General features: G+C 27.9%; 15 protein-coding genes. 11 read left to right on the forward strand and 4 right to left on the reverse strand.

Features of this window, described 5'->3' with window-relative positions:
• Positions 1 to 2 precede the first annotated feature (2 nt).
• Both AVANS_RS03380 and AVANS_RS03385 read left to right on the forward strand, forming a co-directional pair.
• Positions 3 to 1631, forward strand: coding sequence for a lytic transglycosylase domain-containing protein (locus tag AVANS_RS03380; protein ID WP_239818252.1), 1629 nt, complete (start codon positions 3 to 5; stop codon positions 1629 to 1631).
• Positions 1632 to 2037: 406 nt separating this feature from the next.
• Entirely contained in the window at positions 2038 to 2187 is a 150-nt protein-coding gene (locus AVANS_RS03385) for a hypothetical protein (protein ID WP_239818253.1), read from the forward strand.
• A gap of 95 nt (positions 2188 to 2282) precedes the next feature.
• On the opposite strand, the gene AVANS_RS03390 is transcribed toward AVANS_RS03385, so the two are convergent.
• From AVANS_RS03390 to AVANS_RS03400, 3 genes are read right to left on the reverse strand one after another with little or no spacing between them, the layout of a single operon-like run.
• Positions 2283 to 2939 carry a lactate utilization protein C gene (locus AVANS_RS03390; RefSeq protein ID WP_239818254.1) on the reverse strand — a complete coding sequence of 219 codons (657 nt, stop codon included), beginning with the start codon at positions 2937 to 2939 and terminating at the stop codon, positions 2283 to 2285.
• Positions 2932 to 4362 carry a LutB/LldF family L-lactate oxidation iron-sulfur protein gene (locus tag AVANS_RS03395; protein WP_239818255.1) on the reverse strand — a complete coding sequence of 477 codons (1431 nt, stop codon included), beginning with the start codon at positions 4360 to 4362 and terminating at the stop codon, positions 2932 to 2934. Before AVANS_RS03395 ends, AVANS_RS03390 begins: the two co-directional genes overlap by 8 nt.
• Positions 4359 to 5096, reverse strand: a complete 738-nt coding sequence (locus tag AVANS_RS03400) for a (Fe-S)-binding protein (protein WP_239818256.1) — start codon at positions 5094 to 5096, stop codon at positions 4359 to 4361. Before AVANS_RS03400 ends, AVANS_RS03395 begins: the two co-directional genes overlap by 4 nt.
• Positions 5097 to 5159: 63 nt before the next feature.
• On the opposite strand from AVANS_RS03400, the gene AVANS_RS03405 reads away from it, so the two are divergent.
• The 9 genes from AVANS_RS03405 to AVANS_RS03445 all read left to right on the forward strand — a co-directional run bounded on the left by AVANS_RS03405 (position 5160) and on the right by AVANS_RS03445 (position 16680).
• Positions 5160 to 5669, forward strand: coding sequence for a rhomboid family intramembrane serine protease (locus AVANS_RS03405; protein ID WP_239818257.1), 510 nt, complete (start codon positions 5160 to 5162; stop codon positions 5667 to 5669).
• A gap of 1 nt (position 5670) precedes the next feature.
• The gene (locus AVANS_RS03410; protein ID WP_239818258.1) at positions 5671 to 6408 is read left to right on the forward strand and encodes a hypothetical protein; all 738 of its coding nucleotides are present in this window, start codon (positions 5671 to 5673) and stop codon (positions 6406 to 6408) included.
• A gap of 9 nt (positions 6409 to 6417) precedes the next feature.
• Positions 6418 to 7461, forward strand: a complete 1044-nt coding sequence (locus AVANS_RS03415; RefSeq protein WP_239818259.1) for an NAD(P)-dependent alcohol dehydrogenase — start codon at positions 6418 to 6420, stop codon at positions 7459 to 7461.
• On the forward strand, positions 7454 to 8728 hold the full coding sequence (locus tag AVANS_RS03420) for an MFS transporter (RefSeq protein WP_239818260.1): 1275 nt from the start codon (positions 7454 to 7456) through the stop codon (positions 8726 to 8728). Before AVANS_RS03415 ends, AVANS_RS03420 begins: the two co-directional genes overlap by 8 nt.
• 62 nt (positions 8729 to 8790) lie before the next feature.
• Positions 8791 to 9486 carry a cbb3-type cytochrome oxidase assembly protein CcoS gene (gene ccoS, locus AVANS_RS03425; RefSeq protein ID WP_239818261.1) on the forward strand — a complete coding sequence of 232 codons (696 nt, stop codon included), beginning with the start codon at positions 8791 to 8793 and terminating at the stop codon, positions 9484 to 9486.
• Positions 9483 to 10859 carry a D-glycero-beta-D-manno-heptose 1-phosphate adenylyltransferase gene (gene rfaE2, locus AVANS_RS03430; RefSeq protein ID WP_239818262.1) on the forward strand — a complete coding sequence of 459 codons (1377 nt, stop codon included), beginning with the start codon at positions 9483 to 9485 and terminating at the stop codon, positions 10857 to 10859. Before ccoS ends, rfaE2 begins: the two co-directional genes overlap by 4 nt.
• Positions 10852 to 11409 (forward strand): SIS domain-containing protein, encoded by a 558-nt coding sequence (locus AVANS_RS03435; protein WP_239818263.1) that lies wholly within the window; start codon positions 10852 to 10854, stop codon positions 11407 to 11409. Before rfaE2 ends, AVANS_RS03435 begins: the two co-directional genes overlap by 8 nt.
• 11 nt (positions 11410 to 11420) lie before the next feature.
• Positions 11421 to 13970 (forward strand): DNA methyltransferase, encoded by a 2550-nt coding sequence (locus AVANS_RS03440; protein WP_239818264.1) that lies wholly within the window; start codon positions 11421 to 11423, stop codon positions 13968 to 13970.
• Positions 13954 to 16680, forward strand: a complete 2727-nt coding sequence (locus AVANS_RS03445; protein ID WP_239818265.1) for a DEAD/DEAH box helicase family protein — start codon at positions 13954 to 13956, stop codon at positions 16678 to 16680. Before AVANS_RS03440 ends, AVANS_RS03445 begins: the two co-directional genes overlap by 17 nt.
• Positions 16681 to 16708: 28 nt before the next feature.
• Here the strand turns inward: AVANS_RS03445 and AVANS_RS03450 are convergent, their stop codons facing one another.
• The gene (locus AVANS_RS03450; RefSeq protein WP_239818266.1) at positions 16709 to 19048 is read right to left on the reverse strand and encodes a heavy metal translocating P-type ATPase; all 2340 of its coding nucleotides are present in this window, start codon (positions 19046 to 19048) and stop codon (positions 16709 to 16711) included.
• Positions 19049 to 19094: the final 46 nt, after the last annotated feature.

Raw genomic sequence — 19094 nt, forward strand, 5'->3', positions numbered from 1 at the left:
TAATGAAAAAACTACTTAGTATTTTAATAATCACTCAAGCATTGTTTTCATACACTTATGAAGAATTAAAACAAGAGCCAAATTCTCTTGCTAAAGACTTCTTTTTATATAATTTATTAAAAGATAAAGAAATCAAAAAAGAAGATTTAAAGGAATTTAAAAGCCATATATTTCGTTTTTTAGGCGTTATTAAAAAAGAATATGACAAAGTAGCTATCAAAGAAGCTCCAAAGCCTTTAAGCCCTGATTCTTGTTATAATTATTCTATTAATTCTATTATGAACGCAAGCGAAAAATGTCAGGTTTTTAGACTAAAAGAAGTGAATTTTGCTAAAAAATTAAGTGTTGAAAATCTAAAAAAATTAGCAAATACTTTTAAAGATAGCAATAAAGAACTAAGCTCACAATTAAGCATTCTAGCAAATAAAAATCCAATAGCACAAAGCATTAAAACAGGTGATGGCAAGACCTTGATGAAGCTTTATTATGATGGGTATAAATTAGATGATTTTTCTCCAGGTCCAAAGACAAGAGCTAGTATGATGGAGCATCCTAATGCTTATAAGTTTTTAAACTCAGCTTTAGTAGATGATAAATTTCCAAAAATAAGAGAAAGATTAAGCTTATTAGATAAAGAAGACGCTAAAGAAGATTTAGCATTTGCCTTAGGTTTAAATGCTTTAATGTTTAATAAAAACGCTTTAGCAGAGAAATATTTTTTAAGAGCAAGTAAGACTTATAAATACAAAAGACCAAGAGATAATGCCTTATTTTTTGCATATTTAGCAAGTAATAAAACAAGACATTTAGATACTTTAGCAAATAGTGAAGATTTAAACATTTATAGCATTTTAGCAAAAGAGCTTACAAACACACCACTTCCTAAAATCATAACTCCAAATCCAACAAAAACTATTGATTATCCAATAGATGATGCTTTAGTTCAAGCAAGATTTATGATTGAGTTAAAAAATGCAAATAAAGAAAAATTAGAGCAAATGAAAGAGCAATTTGATGCTAAAAATACTCAAGGTCAGTATTTAGCAATTAGCGATAAGTTAAGTAATTTTAAAGATAACATTTATCCTATTCCATTCCCTGAAGAGTTAAGTAATTATAGTATAGAGCAAAAGGCTTTAATACTAGCAATTGCTAAGCAAGAGAGTAGATTTTTACCAGCTTCTGTTAGCACTTCTTATGCTTTAGGTATGATGCAATTTATGCCTTTTGTAGCAACTCATACGGCTAAGGTTGATTTTAATGATAATAATTTTGATGTTACAAATATGTTTAAGCCAGAAATTGCATATAAGTTTGCAAACGCACATTTAAACACTTTAAAAAAGGGAGTAAATCACCCAGTTTTTATAGCTTATGCTTATAATGGTGGTTTAGGCTTTACTCAAAGAATGCTAAAAAAAGAATATATGTTTAGTAATGATTCTAAATATAAAAAATATGAGCCATTTTTATCAATGGAATTAGTGCCTTATTTAGAGAGTAGGTTGTATGGTAAAAAGGTTTTAGCAAATTATTATATCTATCTTAAGATTTTAGGAAAAGATGTAAAAATAAGCGATTTTATAAGAGATTTAAACAAGCAAAGTGATGCTTTAAAAGTTAGGAATTAATCTTTAATTCCTAATTCAAATTCTTTTAAAATTACTAAGAATTTAAATTAGGAATTTGCTTTTTAAAATGCTTTATTGTTTAGTAATCTTTGTTTTTAAAATCAGTTATTTGATTTAATTTTACTAAGAAAATTCATTTAAGTTTTTTAAAAATATTTATAAAATTGAAAAGAATTTGAAATAGGAATTTAAAAAGTAATATTTAGATTTCATAGAAGAAAAAGAATTAATCTGTTTTATACAAATTCAAATTAAAAAAGCTAACTTTTAAACTTCTTAAGAATAATCTTATAAGTGTTAAAAATCAATATTAAAACAAATTCCTATTTCAAATTCCTTTATTTTTAAATACTTAAACATAAGCTTAAAATACTTCTATCTTTCTTCTAACTCTTGTATGGTTTTTGTGGTTTTTGTGGTTTTTGTGGTTTTTGTGGTTTTTGTGGTTTTTGTGGTTTTTGTGGTTTTTGTGGTTTTTGTGGTTTTTGTGGTTTTTGTGGTTTTTGTGGTTTTTGTGGTTTTTGTGGTTTTTGTGGTTTTTATTCCGAGCTTATAATGATTATCAATAGTTTTTATTTAAATTATCAAAGAATTTGAAATAGGAATTTGATTTAAAATATTTAATCCCTAAATATTTTAGGGATTAAAGTTTTAATAAAAGATTATATGAACTTTTTGGCTACCATGAACGCCAAATACGGTTACAAGCTCAATATCAGATGTTCTACTAGGACCTGCTATATATAAAATATTAGTAGGTAATACATCATTTTCAGCCTTTATTCTAGCAAGACCACTTGCAAGTGAAGGCTCAATTTTTGTTTTATCAAGTAGCATAATACAAAGCATTGGTGCAAGGCTTAACATTCTAGGTTGGCTAGCACTTGATTTTACACAAGCAACCCCATGTGAGCTAATAGCAAACTCTACATCAATTACTGAAAAATCGCTATGAAAAACTTCACTTCTTAATTCTTCAACACTTTTATCAAAACAAACTTTTTTGCTTGCATTGATTTTTTCTACATTAGCACTTAAGCTTTTTGGATAAATTAATGATGTATATCCATAAGAGCTTGTGATTTTGTTTATTTCATCATAAACATTGTCTAAGCCATCAACTTCATGAACTTCAAATTTATTTTCGCTCATTTTAGTTTTTGTTTCTTCTAAAGGATTATCGCTTTGTTTTATATGAACGCTTGGATCTACACTTTTTTCGTTTAATTCGTGTTTTATTCCACATTCAATTGCGTTTAATATTTGATTTCTTGAGCGATTGCTGATTTCTTCAATTCTTTTATTCATAAGAAACTCCTTCTAAGTTTTCTAATTCTTTATATATATTTCCTTTAAGTTCAGGTAAGTCTTTATATGTTGCCCAATTTTTAAGCACAGGCAGACTTGTTCCTACGCTTTGTAATAGCCAGTTAAACTTACTTGCATTACCAATAGCAACTCTCCACATTTTTGGACTTGTAGCAATATCAGCAAACTTAGCAAATCCATAGCTTTCCATTGCGCTATGCTCTAATTCATTTGCACCTAGTGGAGCATTATCTCCAGCTTCACCTATCTTATCACGGCGCAGTTTTCTAATCATGCTATCAAGTGGGATTTTTACAGGGCAAACTTCAGAGCAACGACCACATAAAGAACATAAACTTAAAATATCCCCATGCTCATTCATTCCGAATAATTGTGGCGATATAACTTCTCCGATTGGTCCAGGATAAACAGCATCATAGCTATGACCGCCGATTTTATCATACACAGGACAAAAGTTCATACAAGCACCACATCTAATACAGCGTAACGCTTCATAATAATCTTCGTTGCTTAAAATATTTGTTCTATGGTTATTAAACAATATCACATGCACTTCTTTAGGACCATCTAGCTCATCAGCTTTTCTAGGACCTGTGATTATATTATTATATGCAGGTATGAATTGTCCTGTTGCTGAAGGGGTTAATAATGTATCGGTTGTAGCTGCGTCAGTAAAGCTTTCTACGATTTTTTCAATTCCACAAATTGCTACATGAATAGTTGGAGCTGTAGTGCACATTCTACCATTGCCTTCGTTTTCAATCAGCCAAATAGCACCTTCACTAGAGATTGCAAAATTCACCCCACTAATACCCATTTCTAAGCCTTCAAATTCATTTCTTAGATGAGTTCTAGCAATTGCGTTTAATTTCTCAGGCTCACTTTCTTTTGCAACGCCTAATTTTTCGCTAAATAATTCCCCGATTTCATAGCGGTTTTTGTGAATTGCAGGAACAACGATATGAACAGGAGTTTCATTGCCTAATTGTAAAATTAGCTCTCCTAAGTCAGTTTCAATCGCACTTAAGCCTTTATGTTCTAAATAATGGTTTAAGCCGATTTCTTCGCTTGCCATTGATTTGCCTTTTAATACCTTGCTAACTTTCTTTTCCACCATTAGCTCATAAATTATCTCGCAAGCATCTTCTTTGGTATTTGCAAAATGAACTTTCATACCATTTTTTGTAGCGTTTTTTTCAAATTCTAATACTCTATCTTTTAAAGTATATAAAGCATTATTTTTTGCTTTTTGTGCCTTTGTTCTTAGCCCTTGCCAATCTTGAAATTTTGCATTAATTAAAGCTTTTCTTCTATCTTGTAAAGCGTGCATTGCAGAGCTAACGTTTTCTCTCATTTGCTTATCAGCTAATTTAGTTTTGATTAATTCGCTATGATTTTTCATATCTTTTCTCCTTGCATTCTAGCAGCTAAAAAGTCATATAAATGATAAGTTTTTATATCAAGACCCATTTTTGCAATTGTTCCACGAATGTTTAATAAACACCCTCCATCAGCAGAGATTATAACTTTTGCTCCACTTGCAACAATATCATTTACTTTTGCTTGAGCCATTGCGTTTGAGATTTCAGGCTCTTTTACGCTAAATGTTCCACCAAAACCACAGCATTCTTCTTCATATTTAAGTTCTACTAATTCAACATTTTTAAGACTTCTTAATAAATTTTTATTAGCATCAATGCTTTTTTGAACTCTTAAAGCGTGGCAGTTTGTATGCCAAGTAACCTTAATAGGTTCGCCCTTATCTTCAATCTTAAATCCGATTTGCTCTAAATATTGACTAAGCTCTATTACTTTTGAACTAAATTTTTTGATTTTTTCATAATTTGCATCATCTTTAAAAAGCTCAACATAATCATGGCTCATCATACCACCACAGCTTCCACTAGGAATTACGATAGGTAAATCTTCATTAAATAATTCAGCATTATATAAAGCTACTTTTTTAGTATCTTTAAAATATCCTGTGTTATAACTAGGTTGCCCACAACAGGTTTGATCTTTTTTAAAAATCACTTCAACTCCGGCACTTCTTAAAAGCTTAATAGAGTTTAAAATCGTGTTCTGCATAGCAGCACTTGCTAGACAGGTTGCATAAAAATATACTTTTTTTTGCATTTTTAACCCTTTTTAATAAAATGATAATTTATTATATTACTTTAACGATATTAAAGGGTTAAGATGATTTTCTATGCGATTATTTTTTTAAATATTTTTATTTATTTTTTAGGGTTTTTAATCGGCAAGCGTGTTTTAGTAAGTAATTTTGCACTTTATCATGGAAGTGATTTTTATACATTTTTTACTTATTCATTTTTGCATAGCGATTTTAATCATATTTTTATGAATATGGTTATGCTTTTTATGTTATCTCATCTTCTTAGATTTTGCAATAAAACTCATTTAGTGTTAGTGTATGTTTTGGGTGCTATTTTTTCATCTTTAGCGTATTATTATTTAATGATAAATATGGGATATTATAATTTTGTTTTATTAGGTGCTAGTGGAGCTATTAGTGCTTTAATGGGCTATGCAGCAATTGTTTTAAGACAAAATGGCTTTTTTGTAGCGATTGCAATTACAAGCTTAATTAGTGCTTTAATGTTTAGTAATGTAGCTTGGCAAGCACATATTTTTGGAGCAGTATTTGGAGCAATTTTTGCTTATGGAGTTTATTTTTTAAGGAGATAAAATGAAGAATTTTTTAAAAGGTTTTGGTTTAGGCTTTGGCTTATTAGTGTTTTTTATTTTAGGTTTAATGATTTCTAAAGCTTATAATTTGCTTATTACAAATGATAAAAGCCAAATTGTAAGAAATATAGAAGTATCAAAAAAAGCAAATTATGATTCATACATATCATATCCTAGATTTAGTGCTAGTAAATTTTTAAGCACTAAAGAAGACTTAAGCGATAGTGAAAAAGCAAGTATTACAAATACATTTAATAAGGTTTTAGAATTAGTAAGAAATAGTAATATTTGCGTAGGCGGTAGCTATATGTTAGAGCAAAATATTGCTTATAAAGATGGTTTGAGTGTGCCTAGTGGATATAGATTTAATTCTGGTTTTGAGTGTAGATTTAATAAAGATGAGCTTAGTAACTATCAAAATTTATTAAAAAACATAAATGAAATTCTAGCTAATAATGACTATATTGCACTAAATATCCCTGCAATAAAATCAATAGTAAGTGATAATACTTTAGATAAAATTCAAGATGAATTACATGATGAAATATATAAAAAAGCTGATGAATTAGCAAAGCATTATTCAAATATTTCAAAGAAAACTTGTGTAATCTCAAATATAACTTATGATATTAACGCATATCCTAAGAGATTAATGAATGCTGATATTGCTTATAGTGTTCCTGTTGAAAACGATACGCTAGAAAGATTAAAAGCAACAATTACTTTAGAATGTAAATAAGGATTAATTATGAGCGAGATTTTAACAAAAGGCTGGGCTGCTTATGATGAAGCAGCTAATTTTAAGCCAATTACTTTTAAAAGAGCTGCGTTAAAAGATGATGAAATATTATTAAAAACTCTTTATTGTGGGATTTGTCATAGTGATATTCACGCAGCAAGAAATGAATGGGGCGTTACAAAATATCCTATCGTTCCAGGTCATGAGATTGTAGGAGAAGTTGTTCAAGTTGGCAAAAATGTTAAGGAATTTGAAATAGGAAATAAGGCTGGAATTGGTTGCTTGATTAATTCTTGTGGCGAATGTGAAGCTTGTCTTAATTCAAACGAGCAGTTTTGCTCAAAAGGCGCTGTATGGACTTATAATAGTGTTGATTATTTTAATGATAATGAAATCACAAAAGGTGGATATTCAAATTATATAAAGGTTCATAAAGATTTTGCGATAAATATTCCAGAAAATGCACCGCTTGAGCTAATCGCACCGCTATTTTGTGCAGGAATTACTACTTATTCTCCACTTAAGTTTTCAAAAGTTAGCAAAGGCATGGATGTAGCAATTGCAGGATTTGGTGGGCTTGGTGTAATGGCATTTAAATACGCTAAGGCAATGGGTGCAAATGTAAGCGTAATCGCAAGAAACGATACTAAAAAACAAATTGCATTAGAGCTTGGAGCAAGTAATTATTATAATGATATTAATAATGTTGATAAAAGATTTGATGTAATAATTAGCACAATTCCAAGTAAATATGATGTATTAGCATACGCAAGAGTTTTAAAATACGGCGGAGAAATGGCAATTGTAGGCTTGCCTCCGATTGATGAAAAAGTATCAATTAGCCTAAATGCTTTAATTAGAGTAAGTCATAAGAAAATTTATGGCTCATTAATAGGCGGGATTAAAGAAACTAAAGAAATGCTTGAGTTTTCGCTAAAGCACGAGATTTATCCTGAAGTAAAAATCATAAGTGCAGAAGATATTAATAAAGCTTATGATGATTTATTAAATAATTCTAGCTCATTTAGATATGTTATAAAATTTGATGAGTAAGAGATTAATCTTAAGCCTAATTTCTTTAGGCTTAATTTCGTTTTTAAGTGTATTAATAGAAACTTCTTTAAATGTAACTTTTGAATATTTAACAAAAACTTATGAAATTGATATAAAAACAGCATCACTACTTACTTCTATGTTTTTATTAGCACTTACTTTAATTATGCCTACAAGCTCATTTTTATTACAAAGATTTAATACGAAAAAATTATTTATATTTACAAATTTTTTATTTTTATTAAGCCTTTTAGTGTGTGCTAGTTTTAATAATTTTTATATTTTAGTTCTTGCTAGATTTTTACAAGGAATTGCAGCAGGAATTGCCTTGCCTTTAATGTTTAATATAGTAATTATTAAGGCTAGTAAAAAGTATTTTGGATTTTTAATAGGATTTTGTGTATTTTTAGTAGCTACTGCACCTGGTTTTGGACCAATTTATGGTGGGTTTATTATGAAATATTTTGAATTTAGAGATATTTTCATATTCTTAATACCTTTTTTAGTGTTTGCATTGATTTTAGGGATTTTTAATATTGATGATTTATCTAGCAAGGCTAGTTTTGATTATAAAGAATATTTTTTGATTTTAGGATTAATTGTAAGTTTAGTTTGTAGCGTTGATAATATCGGATTTTTTATAGTATTTTTGCTTTTATTGTATTTATTAATAAAGCTTAAGAGTAATATTTTAAAAGTTGCTTTTAATTATAGATTTTTTTGTTCTAGTTTAATGGTATTTTTAATGCAGTTTTTTGCTTTATCTTATTCTTTAATACTTCCTAATTATTTGATTTCGGTATTAGAATATGATAGTTTTAATGCTAGTAAAGTTATGTTTTTAGGCTCAATAAGTGCTGCTTTATTAGCTCCTATTAGTGGATTTTTTAGCAATGTTATAGGTAGTTTTAAACTTGCATTTGCTGGAATAATATTAATTATTTTTTCAAATATTTTATTTTTATATTTGGAAGAAAATTTATTAAATTTTTCAATATCGTATTTAGTTTATGCTTTCGCTCAAGGAATGTCTATGAGTGTAATTATTGCCTATTCAATCAATTTAAGTAGCGATAAAACAAATGCAAATACTTATATAAATACTTTTCAACAATGCTTTGGAGTGTTAGGAGTTTTAGTAATTTCAAAAGTATTTAATGATAATTATTTAATAGGATTTAAAAACTCAATATATGTGATATTAAGCCTTGCATTTTTGCAACTAATACTTATTTATTTTGCTTTTAAAAATAAATGCAAGGTCTAATTCCGAATTCAAATTCTTTTGTTTATTTTTATCCTTTAAACTAAGATTTTAAAGGATTAATAATGGAAAATATTTTAATGTTAATGATAGGCGTTTCAATTTTTTTAGTTTTTATTGTAATCGCTGCTTTTATTTGGGGATTTAAAAATAGGCAATTTAGCGAGAATAAAGGCTTTTTAGAATTAAACGACAGCGAAGAAGCTTTGCAAGATGCAATAATTTTAGAAAATCGCAAAAAAGAATTAAAAAATCCTAAGAAAGCTTTATTTTTAGATAGAGATGGCGTGATTAATCGTGATTTTTCTTATGTTTATGAGCTAGAAAAATTAGAATTTATGCCAAATATTTTTGAAATTGTTAAGTTTTTTTATGATAAAGGATATTTAATACTTATTATCACAAATCAAAGTGGAGTAGGGCGTGGATATTTTAGCGAAGAGCAAATGAATATTTTTAATAATGCAATAATTAAAGAATTTTCTAATCATCAAATTAATATTGCTAAAATTTACGCTTGTTTGCATACACCAGATGATAATTGCGAATGCAGAAAACCAAAAGCAGGAATGATTATAAAAGCTTGCAAAGAGTTTAATATAGATTTAGCAAACTCTATTTTCATAGGAGATAAGCCAAGCGATATGCAAGCAGCTTTTAATGCAAATATTAAAAATCGCTATTTATTTAGCGATAATGAAAATTACGAAAACGCTAAAAAAATTAGCGATTTATTAGATATTAAAAAGGATTTTTTATGAAAAATATAAAAGCCCTTGTTGTAGGGGATTTGATACAAGATATTTATATTTTTGCAAATTGCACGAGAATTAGCCCAGAAGCTCCTGTACCTGTCATCGTTCCAAAGGAAGAAAAAAAGGTGCTAGGTGGAATGGCAAATGTGGCTGCAAATTTAGCAAAACTTGGTGCTAGTGTTAGTGTTTTGAGTGTTTTAGGTAATGATGAAAGCTCAAAATATATAAAAGATGAGCTAAATAACAAAGGCATAACTTGCCTAATCTTAGAAGATACAAACAGAAAAACAACTACTAAAACTCGTATTTTTGGCTCAAATCAACAAATCGTAAGAATTGATGTAGAAACAACAGAAGAAATCAGTCAAGATTTAGCAAATAAATTAATAAACTTAGTTTTAAATAAGCACTATGATGTAATAGTTTTTAGCGATTATGCAAAAGGAGTTATTACGCCATATCTAGCACAAAAACTAATTGAATATGCAAAAAGCAAAAATATCTTAACTCTAGCAGATCCAAAGAATGATTTTTATAAGTTTAGTGGCGTTGATATTATCACGCCAAATCATAAAGAAGCTTGTGAGTTTTTAGGCAAATTTGATGAAAAAAGCGATGAAGAATTAACAAAAGCTTTAGAAAAATTACAAAGCGAATTAAAGCTTAAAATTCCTTTAGTAACTCTAGGTTGCAATGGAATAGCAGCGATTTATAATGATAAATTAAATCGCCATTTTGCACTTGCAAAAGAAGTTTTTGATGTTACAGGTGCAGGTGATAGTGTGATTTCATCTTTATCATTTTTTTTAGCAAATGATTTTCACATAAGCAAAAGCATTGATTTAGCAAACAAAGCTGCAGCAATAGTTGTAGGTAAAATCGGAGCTGTTAGCGTAGGGCTAAATGAAATAATTAATTTTAACAATGAGTTTCATAAATGCAAAAATATAGAAGAAATAATTGAGCTTAGCAAAGGAAAAAAAGTAGTATTTACAAATGGTTGCTTTGATATTTTGCATTACGGACATTTAAGCTATTTAAGAAGCGCAAAAGAGCTAGGAGATTTGCTAGTAGTTGGGCTAAATAGTGATGAGAGTGTAAAAAGGCTAAAAGGCAAAGAGCGACCAATAAACGACATAAAGACAAGAAAAGCAATGCTTAATGCTTTAGAATTTGTTGATTTTGTGTGCGAATTTGGCGATGATACTCCGATTGAACTAATTAAGGCTTTAAAACCTGATGTTTTAGTAAAAGGTGCTGATTATGAAGGTAAGATTGTAGTGGGTAGCGAGTTTGCAAAAGAAGTAAAATTGCTAGAATTTAAAACAGGATTTTCAAGCACAAATATAATAGAAAAAATAAGGAATAGTAATGATTAATAAATTAATGTATGAATTAAACGAGCATAAAAATGCTTTTAATAAAGTTGATGAAAAATATTTAAACGATATCATAAAAGCTTATGAGATAATTAAAACAGCTTTAGAAAATGGTAAAAAATTATTAATTTTTGGCAACGGTGGAAGTGCAGCAGATGCTCAACACTTCGCAGCTGAGCTAAGTGGAAGATATAAAACCGAGAGAATGGGGCTTAGCGCGATTGCACTTAGCACAGATACTTCAGCGCTTACTGCAATAGGAAATGATTATGGCTATGAATATGTTTTTTCAAGACAAGTTGAAGCTATTGCAAAGCAAGGCGATGTGGTGTTTGGAATAAGCACAAGTGGGACTAGTAAAAATGTAATAAATGCGCTTGAAATAGCTAAGCAAATGGATTGCGAATGTATTTTAATGGCAAGCCAAAAGCTTGAAACAAGCCCATATTTTGCCCTAAAAGCTCCTAGTTTAGATACTCCAAGAATTCAAGAAATCCATATTTTTACAATTCATAGCATCTGCGAACTACTTGATGGGTATTTTAAGTGAAAGGATATTGAATGCAAAGTTATTATAAATTTATAGAACTTTTAAAAGAACATTATGTGAGATTTAAACCAAAAGATGATGATTTATATAGCAAAACAAATGGTTTTGATAATTATCTAAATATAAAAAATAGACATTTTCAAGCAATAAAAAGCTTTTTAGAAACACAAAGCGTATCAAATGATATTGCAAACAAACTTTATGATTTTTTTAGCTCATACTTAAATGCTAGTGGAACACCATTTTTTATAAAAACCCCACTTCATAAAAACATTTATGCTCCAGTATATAATAATAGCGATGATGTAAGTCTTTTTTATAAAACTAAAGACCTTTATTATGTAAAATCAGACACTATTTATAAAAATATAAGTTTAGAGTATAAAAAGTATACCATACACATATTAGCACAAAATCTAGAGCAAAAAAAGGATAATAATAAAAGCAACAAAGAAATAGACCTAGAATTATTAAGCATAGAAGGAAACAATATTAATTTTAATGCAAAATTTATGGCAAAGAAAAAAAATAATTATGATAATATAAAAAAAGAAATTAAAAAAACTCTAAAAATAGACTTTGGTGAAGATGAATACAAAGCAATAAAACAAGAGTTTAAAAAGCAAAATACTATTGATTTTTTTATCCATAAAAACGCAGAAAAGTTTTTAAAAGAACAATTTGATTTATTTATATACCACTATTTTTACAAGGATTTGACACTCGATACGCAATGGAGTGATGAAAGGCTTGAAGAATTAAAAAACCTAAAATTAATTGCTTATAAAATTATAGAACTTATAGCAAAGCTTGAAAACGAAGTGCTAAGAATTTGGCTAAAACCTAAGTTTGTAAAGAAATTAAACTATGTATTTAGCTTAGATTTATTAAAAGGATTAGAAAAAGAAATTGTCAGTGATGAAGGGTTTGAAACTCAGCTTAAAGAATGGCAAGAGTTAGGGATGAATTACGAGAGTTTTGATAGCACCTTGCCGCTTGATACTAAACATTTTAGCCCTAAAATACGAGAGAAAATCTTAAGTCATTTTGATAATCTAAGCGAGATTTTAAACGGAGAGCTTATAAAAAGCGATAATTTTAACGCTCTAAATACCCTTAAAAACAAATATCGTGGCAAGGTAAAGTGTATCTACATAGACCCACCTTACAATACTACAAATGATGATTTTGTATATTTTGATAAGTTTAATCACGCTACATGGCTAAGTTTTATGCGTGATAGACTAGTTTTAGCAAGAGAGTTTTTAAGTGATGATGGGGCGATTTTCGTTCAATGTGATGATAATGAGCAAGCAAGGCTAAAACTTTTAATGGATGAAGTATTTGGGAAGGAGAATTATTATACAAATATAACTTGCAAGGTTAAAGCACCTAGTGGTTTAGGTAGTGGAAATAGAGCAATATTTGATTGCTCTGAATATATTTTATTATATGCTAAAAATATTGAAAAATTTAATTTTAATATTACAAAAATTACAACTTCAGTAGTTGGTAGCAATGAAGATAAAACTAAAGATAATTATAAAAGTATATTTAAGAAATTTGATATAAAAAAATTAGAAAAGATTGATGATTTTGAAAATTTATATTATTTGGATAATTTAAATTATCAAATAGAAACTATTAAAAAATCTGATATTGACGAGTTGTTTTATTATAACAATATAGATAATATCTTTAGAACTGCACCTACTAATAATCAGTTAATTTTTAGGTTAAAGGAAAAATTTGGAGATTTAAAAAATAAATTATTCGTTGAGTTAGATGTAAATAATGAAATTAAGCGAATGTTTTATAATGGCGAAGATGTGTTAATGCTTAAAAATTACACAGAATTAGATAATAAGGAAAAAAAGGTCTTAAAGTTAGATTATATAACTAATATTTTTTATGATGATTTGTGGCAAGGTATTTCTAAAGAGGGCGGAGTTACTTTAAATAATGGTAAAAAACCAGAAAGATTAATAAAAGATATTTTAAAGATTTCTACTAACGAAAACGACCTTGTGATGGATTTTCATTTAGGTAGTGGGACTACAGCGGCTGTTGCTCATAAAATGAATAGGCTTTATATAGGTATTGAATTAGGCGAATATTTTTATAGCACTACACTGCCAAGACTAAAAAAGGTAATAAATGCTGAGCAAGGTGGTATTAGTAAAACACTTGATTTTAATGGTGGTGGAGCTTTTGTATATTATGAGTTAGAAAGCTATGAAGAAGCCTTAAGAGAGTGTGAGTATGTAAGTGATGATTTGGGTTTGATTGATTATAAAAAATCAAGAAAGCTTATAAAGTCTTTAGATAAAAAAGAAAAGCTTTATATAGATTTAAAACACGAATATTTTAAGGACTTAGATATTTTCACTTCATTTGCAAATATTTACGGGCTTAGTATTATCTCTTATGAGATTAAAAACAATGAGCTTTATATAAATACTAGCGATAATAAAAGCTATTGTATGAAGGATTTGGATTTAGGCACTTATACAAAATTAAGAGATTATTTATGGTGGAAGAGTGATGAGCAAGAAAAATGAAGATAAACAAATACCTTTAAGGCTAAGCGAGTATTTAAAATATATTGATGAGTATGATTTTATAAAAGATATTGATGAGTATGATTTTATAAAAGATATTGATGATAAATTAGGAGATAAAAGTCTTTTTGATTATCAATTAAATGCTGTAAAAAATGCTTTAAAAGTACTTAGATTATATCAGAGTAGTGATGAGTATAGTTTTTATGAGGGTATTTATAAAAACTATGGTATAGATAAAAGTGATATCAATAAAGCTTCTTTTTGGATGGCAACGGGAAGTGGTAAAACTATCGTAATGGTAAAGCTGATAAAAGAAATATACCAAGCTATAAAAGATGGTTTTATAAAAGATAAGCCTATGCTTATTTTAGCACCTACTGATATCATCTTAAACCAAATAAAAAAAGAATTATTGTTAAATGGTTTAGACCCTAAAGAACTAGATGAGAAAAATTTGGCAACACCTAGTTTATTTAAAAATGATGTGTTTTTGTTTAGAAGTGATTTGTTAGATGATGGGGAGAATGTATCTAAAAGTAATGATGGTAAGAGAAAAGACTATAATGATTTTTTACAAGATGATGGTTGGTATATATTTTTAGATGAAGCTCATAGGGGTAATAATGATTCCAAAAGAAAAGTCTATATAAAAGAACTTAGTAATGGTTTTAAAGAAAAAGGTTTTATATTTAACTTTTCGGCTACTTTTACTGATGATGTAGATAAGCTAACATGTGCTTATGATTATAATTTAAGCAAATTTAATTTAAGTGGATATGGAAAAGAAATAGTTTTATTTGATAATGAATTGAAGATAGATAAAGATAGTGAAGAAGAATTGAGATTAGAGCATGTTTTAAAAAGCTTTTTGGTATTTTCTCTAGTTAAAAAAAGTAAAAAATTGATAAAAGATAAAACACTAACTTATCATAATCCTTTGATGATAGTGGTAAGTGATAAAGTTGATACAAGTGATGCGGGAATAAAGATATATTTTAAAGCTGTTAAGAAAATAATTGAAAATAGTTTTGATTTATATGCATTAAAAGAGAAATTAAAATTAGAATTACAAGGGTTGAAAACTCAGTTTTCTAGTTACACTTTAAATAGTGTTTTTATAGATTTGATAAACGAAATTGATGAGAACGATATGAAAAAATATGTTTTTCATGATGGTTTGGTAAATGGTTTAGAAGCTTGTAAAATTAGTAAAAATCAAAGAGAAATAGTAGTGAAAAGTAAAAACTCATCAAAGCCATTTTTGCTTATTAATATTGGTGACAATAAGGAGTGGAAAGACTTTTTATGTGATGATTTGGGGATTGAGGTAGGAAATGAGTTATCGGATGGATATTTTGATAAGATAAATGAAGATATATCTCCTATAAATATAATGCTAGGCTCAAAAGTCTTTAGTGAGGGATGGGATAGTAATCGTGTAAATGAGATTTTATTTTTAAATATAGGTAGCAAAGACGCTATAAAGTATGTAACTCAAACTATCGGGCGTGGTGTTAGAATAGAGCCTAAAAAAGGGGATAAAAAACGCAAAGAAAATACAGGTATAGAAACGCTTTTTGTAATGGCTAGTGATAGTAGCGGAGTAAAGCAAATCCTAAGCGGTTTTAAAATGATGCAAGGTAATACAAAGGCTTTAGTAGGATTTCAAAAAACTAACGCTTATAAAGAGCCAAAAATTCCTATTTATACAAATTTAGACACAAGAGCAAAATTAAAATTAAGCAATAACGATTTGGATAATTTGCGTAAATATGTGAATGATTTTGATAATGATGTATTATATTTTTATGATGATTTATGCGATGAATTAGGGGTAAAAATAATTGATGAGATAAAAGATGAAAGTAAAAATGAGCTTTTTGAAAGAGGCGTGAGTGTGAATTATTTTCAAAATGATAAAGTAAATTTAAAAAAAATCTATCAAACAATAAAATCAAAAGCTAAAAAACTAGAAGGATTTAAAGTGATTAATGATGAGATAAAGCATTTTAATGAATTTAGTGCTATTTTAAGCGATGATATTGTAAAAAGCATAAACTCTAAAATAAAAGAGGTTTTAAAAAGCGTTGGTAAAAAACCTTATAGTGATGATGAATTAAAAGAAAAATTTAATAAAGGTGAAATTAATTTAGATGAATTGATGGAGTTAAAAAACACTAAACCACTAAATGAGCTTGCTTCTAAAGATGATTATTTAATTAGTGCAAAACTACAAAGTCATTATTATCTACCCATGATTAAAAAAGAAAATGATGACAAAATAAGTTATTGTATAAGTGTAAAAAGTGAAATAGAGTTTTTGAATGATTTGGAAATAAATTTAGTAGATTGTAAAGTTTTAAAAAATAGCGAATGGGGTTTTAGTAGAATTGTTGAAAATGTAGATGATATTTATATCCCTTATTTTGATACACAAAGTCAAATTTATAGAAAATTTTATCCTGATTTTATCTTTTGGCTAAAGGATAAAATAAGTGGAATTGAAAGCATATATTTTATAGACCCAAAAGGCTTAACGCGTGGGCAAAATCCTATAGATAAAATAAAAGGATTTGAGAGTATTTTCAGCAAAAATGGTGCTACTCATAATGATATAAAAGTATATTTATATTATTACAATAATAAAGATACCTTGCCTAGCTATGAAGACTATGTAAAAGGTAATATTTTAGATATCTTTTGTTAATTTTTTTGGAATTTGAATTAGGAAATTCCTATTTCAAATTCTTGATTTTTTTGGCGTAGCTTTTAATTCTTGTAGAGTTGATTATCACGCAGATTGAACTAAGCGACATAAATATACTTGCGATTAGTGGGTTTATAAGTCCATTGAAAGCTAATGGAATGCTTATGATATTGTATAAAAAGCTTAAAGCTAGATTTGTCTTAATTAATTTATATGTTTTTGTAGCTAATAAATGAGAGTTTTTAATACCTATTAATTTATTATCAAGCATAACAATATCACTTGAATTTAGAGCTAAATTACTAGCGTTTTTAAAGCTAATTCCAACAAGCGCAAGTTTTAATGCTAATGCGTCATTTATGCCATCGCCTACCATTAAAACTTTGTTATTTTTGCTAAAGTTTTCAATCGTTTTTAACTTATCTTCAGGCAAACATTCATAATAATATTCGCTAATTCCTAGCTCGTTTGCTATTTTTTCACAAGGTTTTTGCTTATCTCCTGAGAGCATTACTATTTTTATATTAGATGATTTTAAATAATTAATTAGATTTAGTGCATCATTACTAATTACATTAGAAAATATAAAATGCTCTAAAATTTCATCATTTTTAGCGAAAAACACTTCGGTTTCATTCTTTGAAATCGCATTTATATTGTATTGTTTTAGTAGTTTTGCTGAGCCAAAAATATATTTAATTCCGTTTTCAAATTCCGCCAAAACTCCTAAGCCATTTAGCTGAATTAGATTAAAATCCTTTTCGCTTGGTTTTATATCTTTTAAATACTCGTTTAGTGAGCTTGCGATTATGTGATTGTTTTTATTTAAAATCGCTTTTAATATGCTTTTATCATTATCATTTAGATTAATACTGCTTAATAATTCAAGTTTTGATTTTGATAATACCCCTGTTTTATCAAATACAGCCATATTTATTTTGCTAAGATTTTCAATAAAACTTGCGTTTTTAAATAATACTTTAAGCTTTAAAGCTTCGTGAATACATAAAATATTTCCAACAGGAGCACTAAGTGCTAAAGCACATGGACATGCGATTATTAATAAACTTACACTTCTAATAATAGCTTCATTTATATTAGAAATATTATATAAAAAGCACAAAAATGCAATGCTAAAAATCGCATAACAAAAATAAACTCCGATTTTATCTGTTAGTCTTTCAAGGTTTGATTTTTTTGTTTTATTTAATAAATTTGCTAATTTATTAATATAACTATCATTAAAAGTGCAGCTTGCAATATAATCAAAACTAGCACATTCAACCACGCTAGCACTTTTGATAAAATCACCTTTTTTAATATTTACTAATTCACTTTCGCCTGTAATTGCGCTAAGGTTTAATTTAGCATCATTTAAAGCATATCCATCAATTAAGATTTTATCTCCTAAAAATACTCTTAAAACATCATCTTTTTTAATATTTGTAACGCTGATTTTTTCTATATTTTCACCTTTAATCACATTTACACTAGCGTTTAATAAATCGCTTAAAAAATCAATATTTTCTAAAGCTTGTTTTCTTGCGAGTTGTTCTAAAAATCTTCCTATAAAAACAAAGCAAATAATCATAGCAACGCTATCAAAATAAACATAAGGAAGCCTTTTAAACATCGCAATAATGCTATAAATATAAACAAGACTAGCACCCGCAGTTACTAAGCAATCCATATTTAATATTTTGTTTTTAAGGGCTAAATAAGCGCTTTTAAACATTGATGAAGCACTATAAAAAAGAACAGGAGTGCATAATACAAACTCCGCAAAATTAATAATATCTTGAATGCTTTGCTCCATACTAGAAAAATACCCAGCATATCTTGCTATGCTAAGCCACATAATATTCATAACACAAGCAATTGCTACTATTAGCCTTGAATAAAACTCAATATGGGTTTTTTTAGCTTTTGTCGTAGTGCTTGGATTAAAGGCTAGGGGAGTGTAGCCAAGAGATATGATGGTATTTAAAATATCTTTTGCATTAGTGATTAGGGGATTATATTCTATACTAGCTCTTTTTGTATGATAGTTTATATCAATTTCTAAAACGCCTTCGTTTTTTAAAAGCATTTTTTCAATGAGCCAAACACAAGCAATGCAATGCAAATTATCAATTAAAATTAAAATTTTTTCATAATTTTCTTCTTTTTGTATGAAAAACGAGTGTTCATCATAAGAAATTTTCTCATCTACTTTAGATAAATTAGTGGCATTTTTATAAAATTCTTCTAAATTGTTTTCATTTATTAGATTATAAACATTTTTACAGCCATTACAACAAAACACCTTTTCGCCTTGAAAAATCATACTTTTTTCATCAAAATCTAACCTACAATGAAAACACTTCAAGATAATTTCCTTTAATTTTATTGACAATTTTATTTTTAATTTATAA

It is taken from the genome of Campylobacter sp. RM5004 (assembly GCF_022369455.1).
Lineage (GTDB): Bacteria > Campylobacterota > Campylobacteria > Campylobacterales > Campylobacteraceae > Campylobacter_E.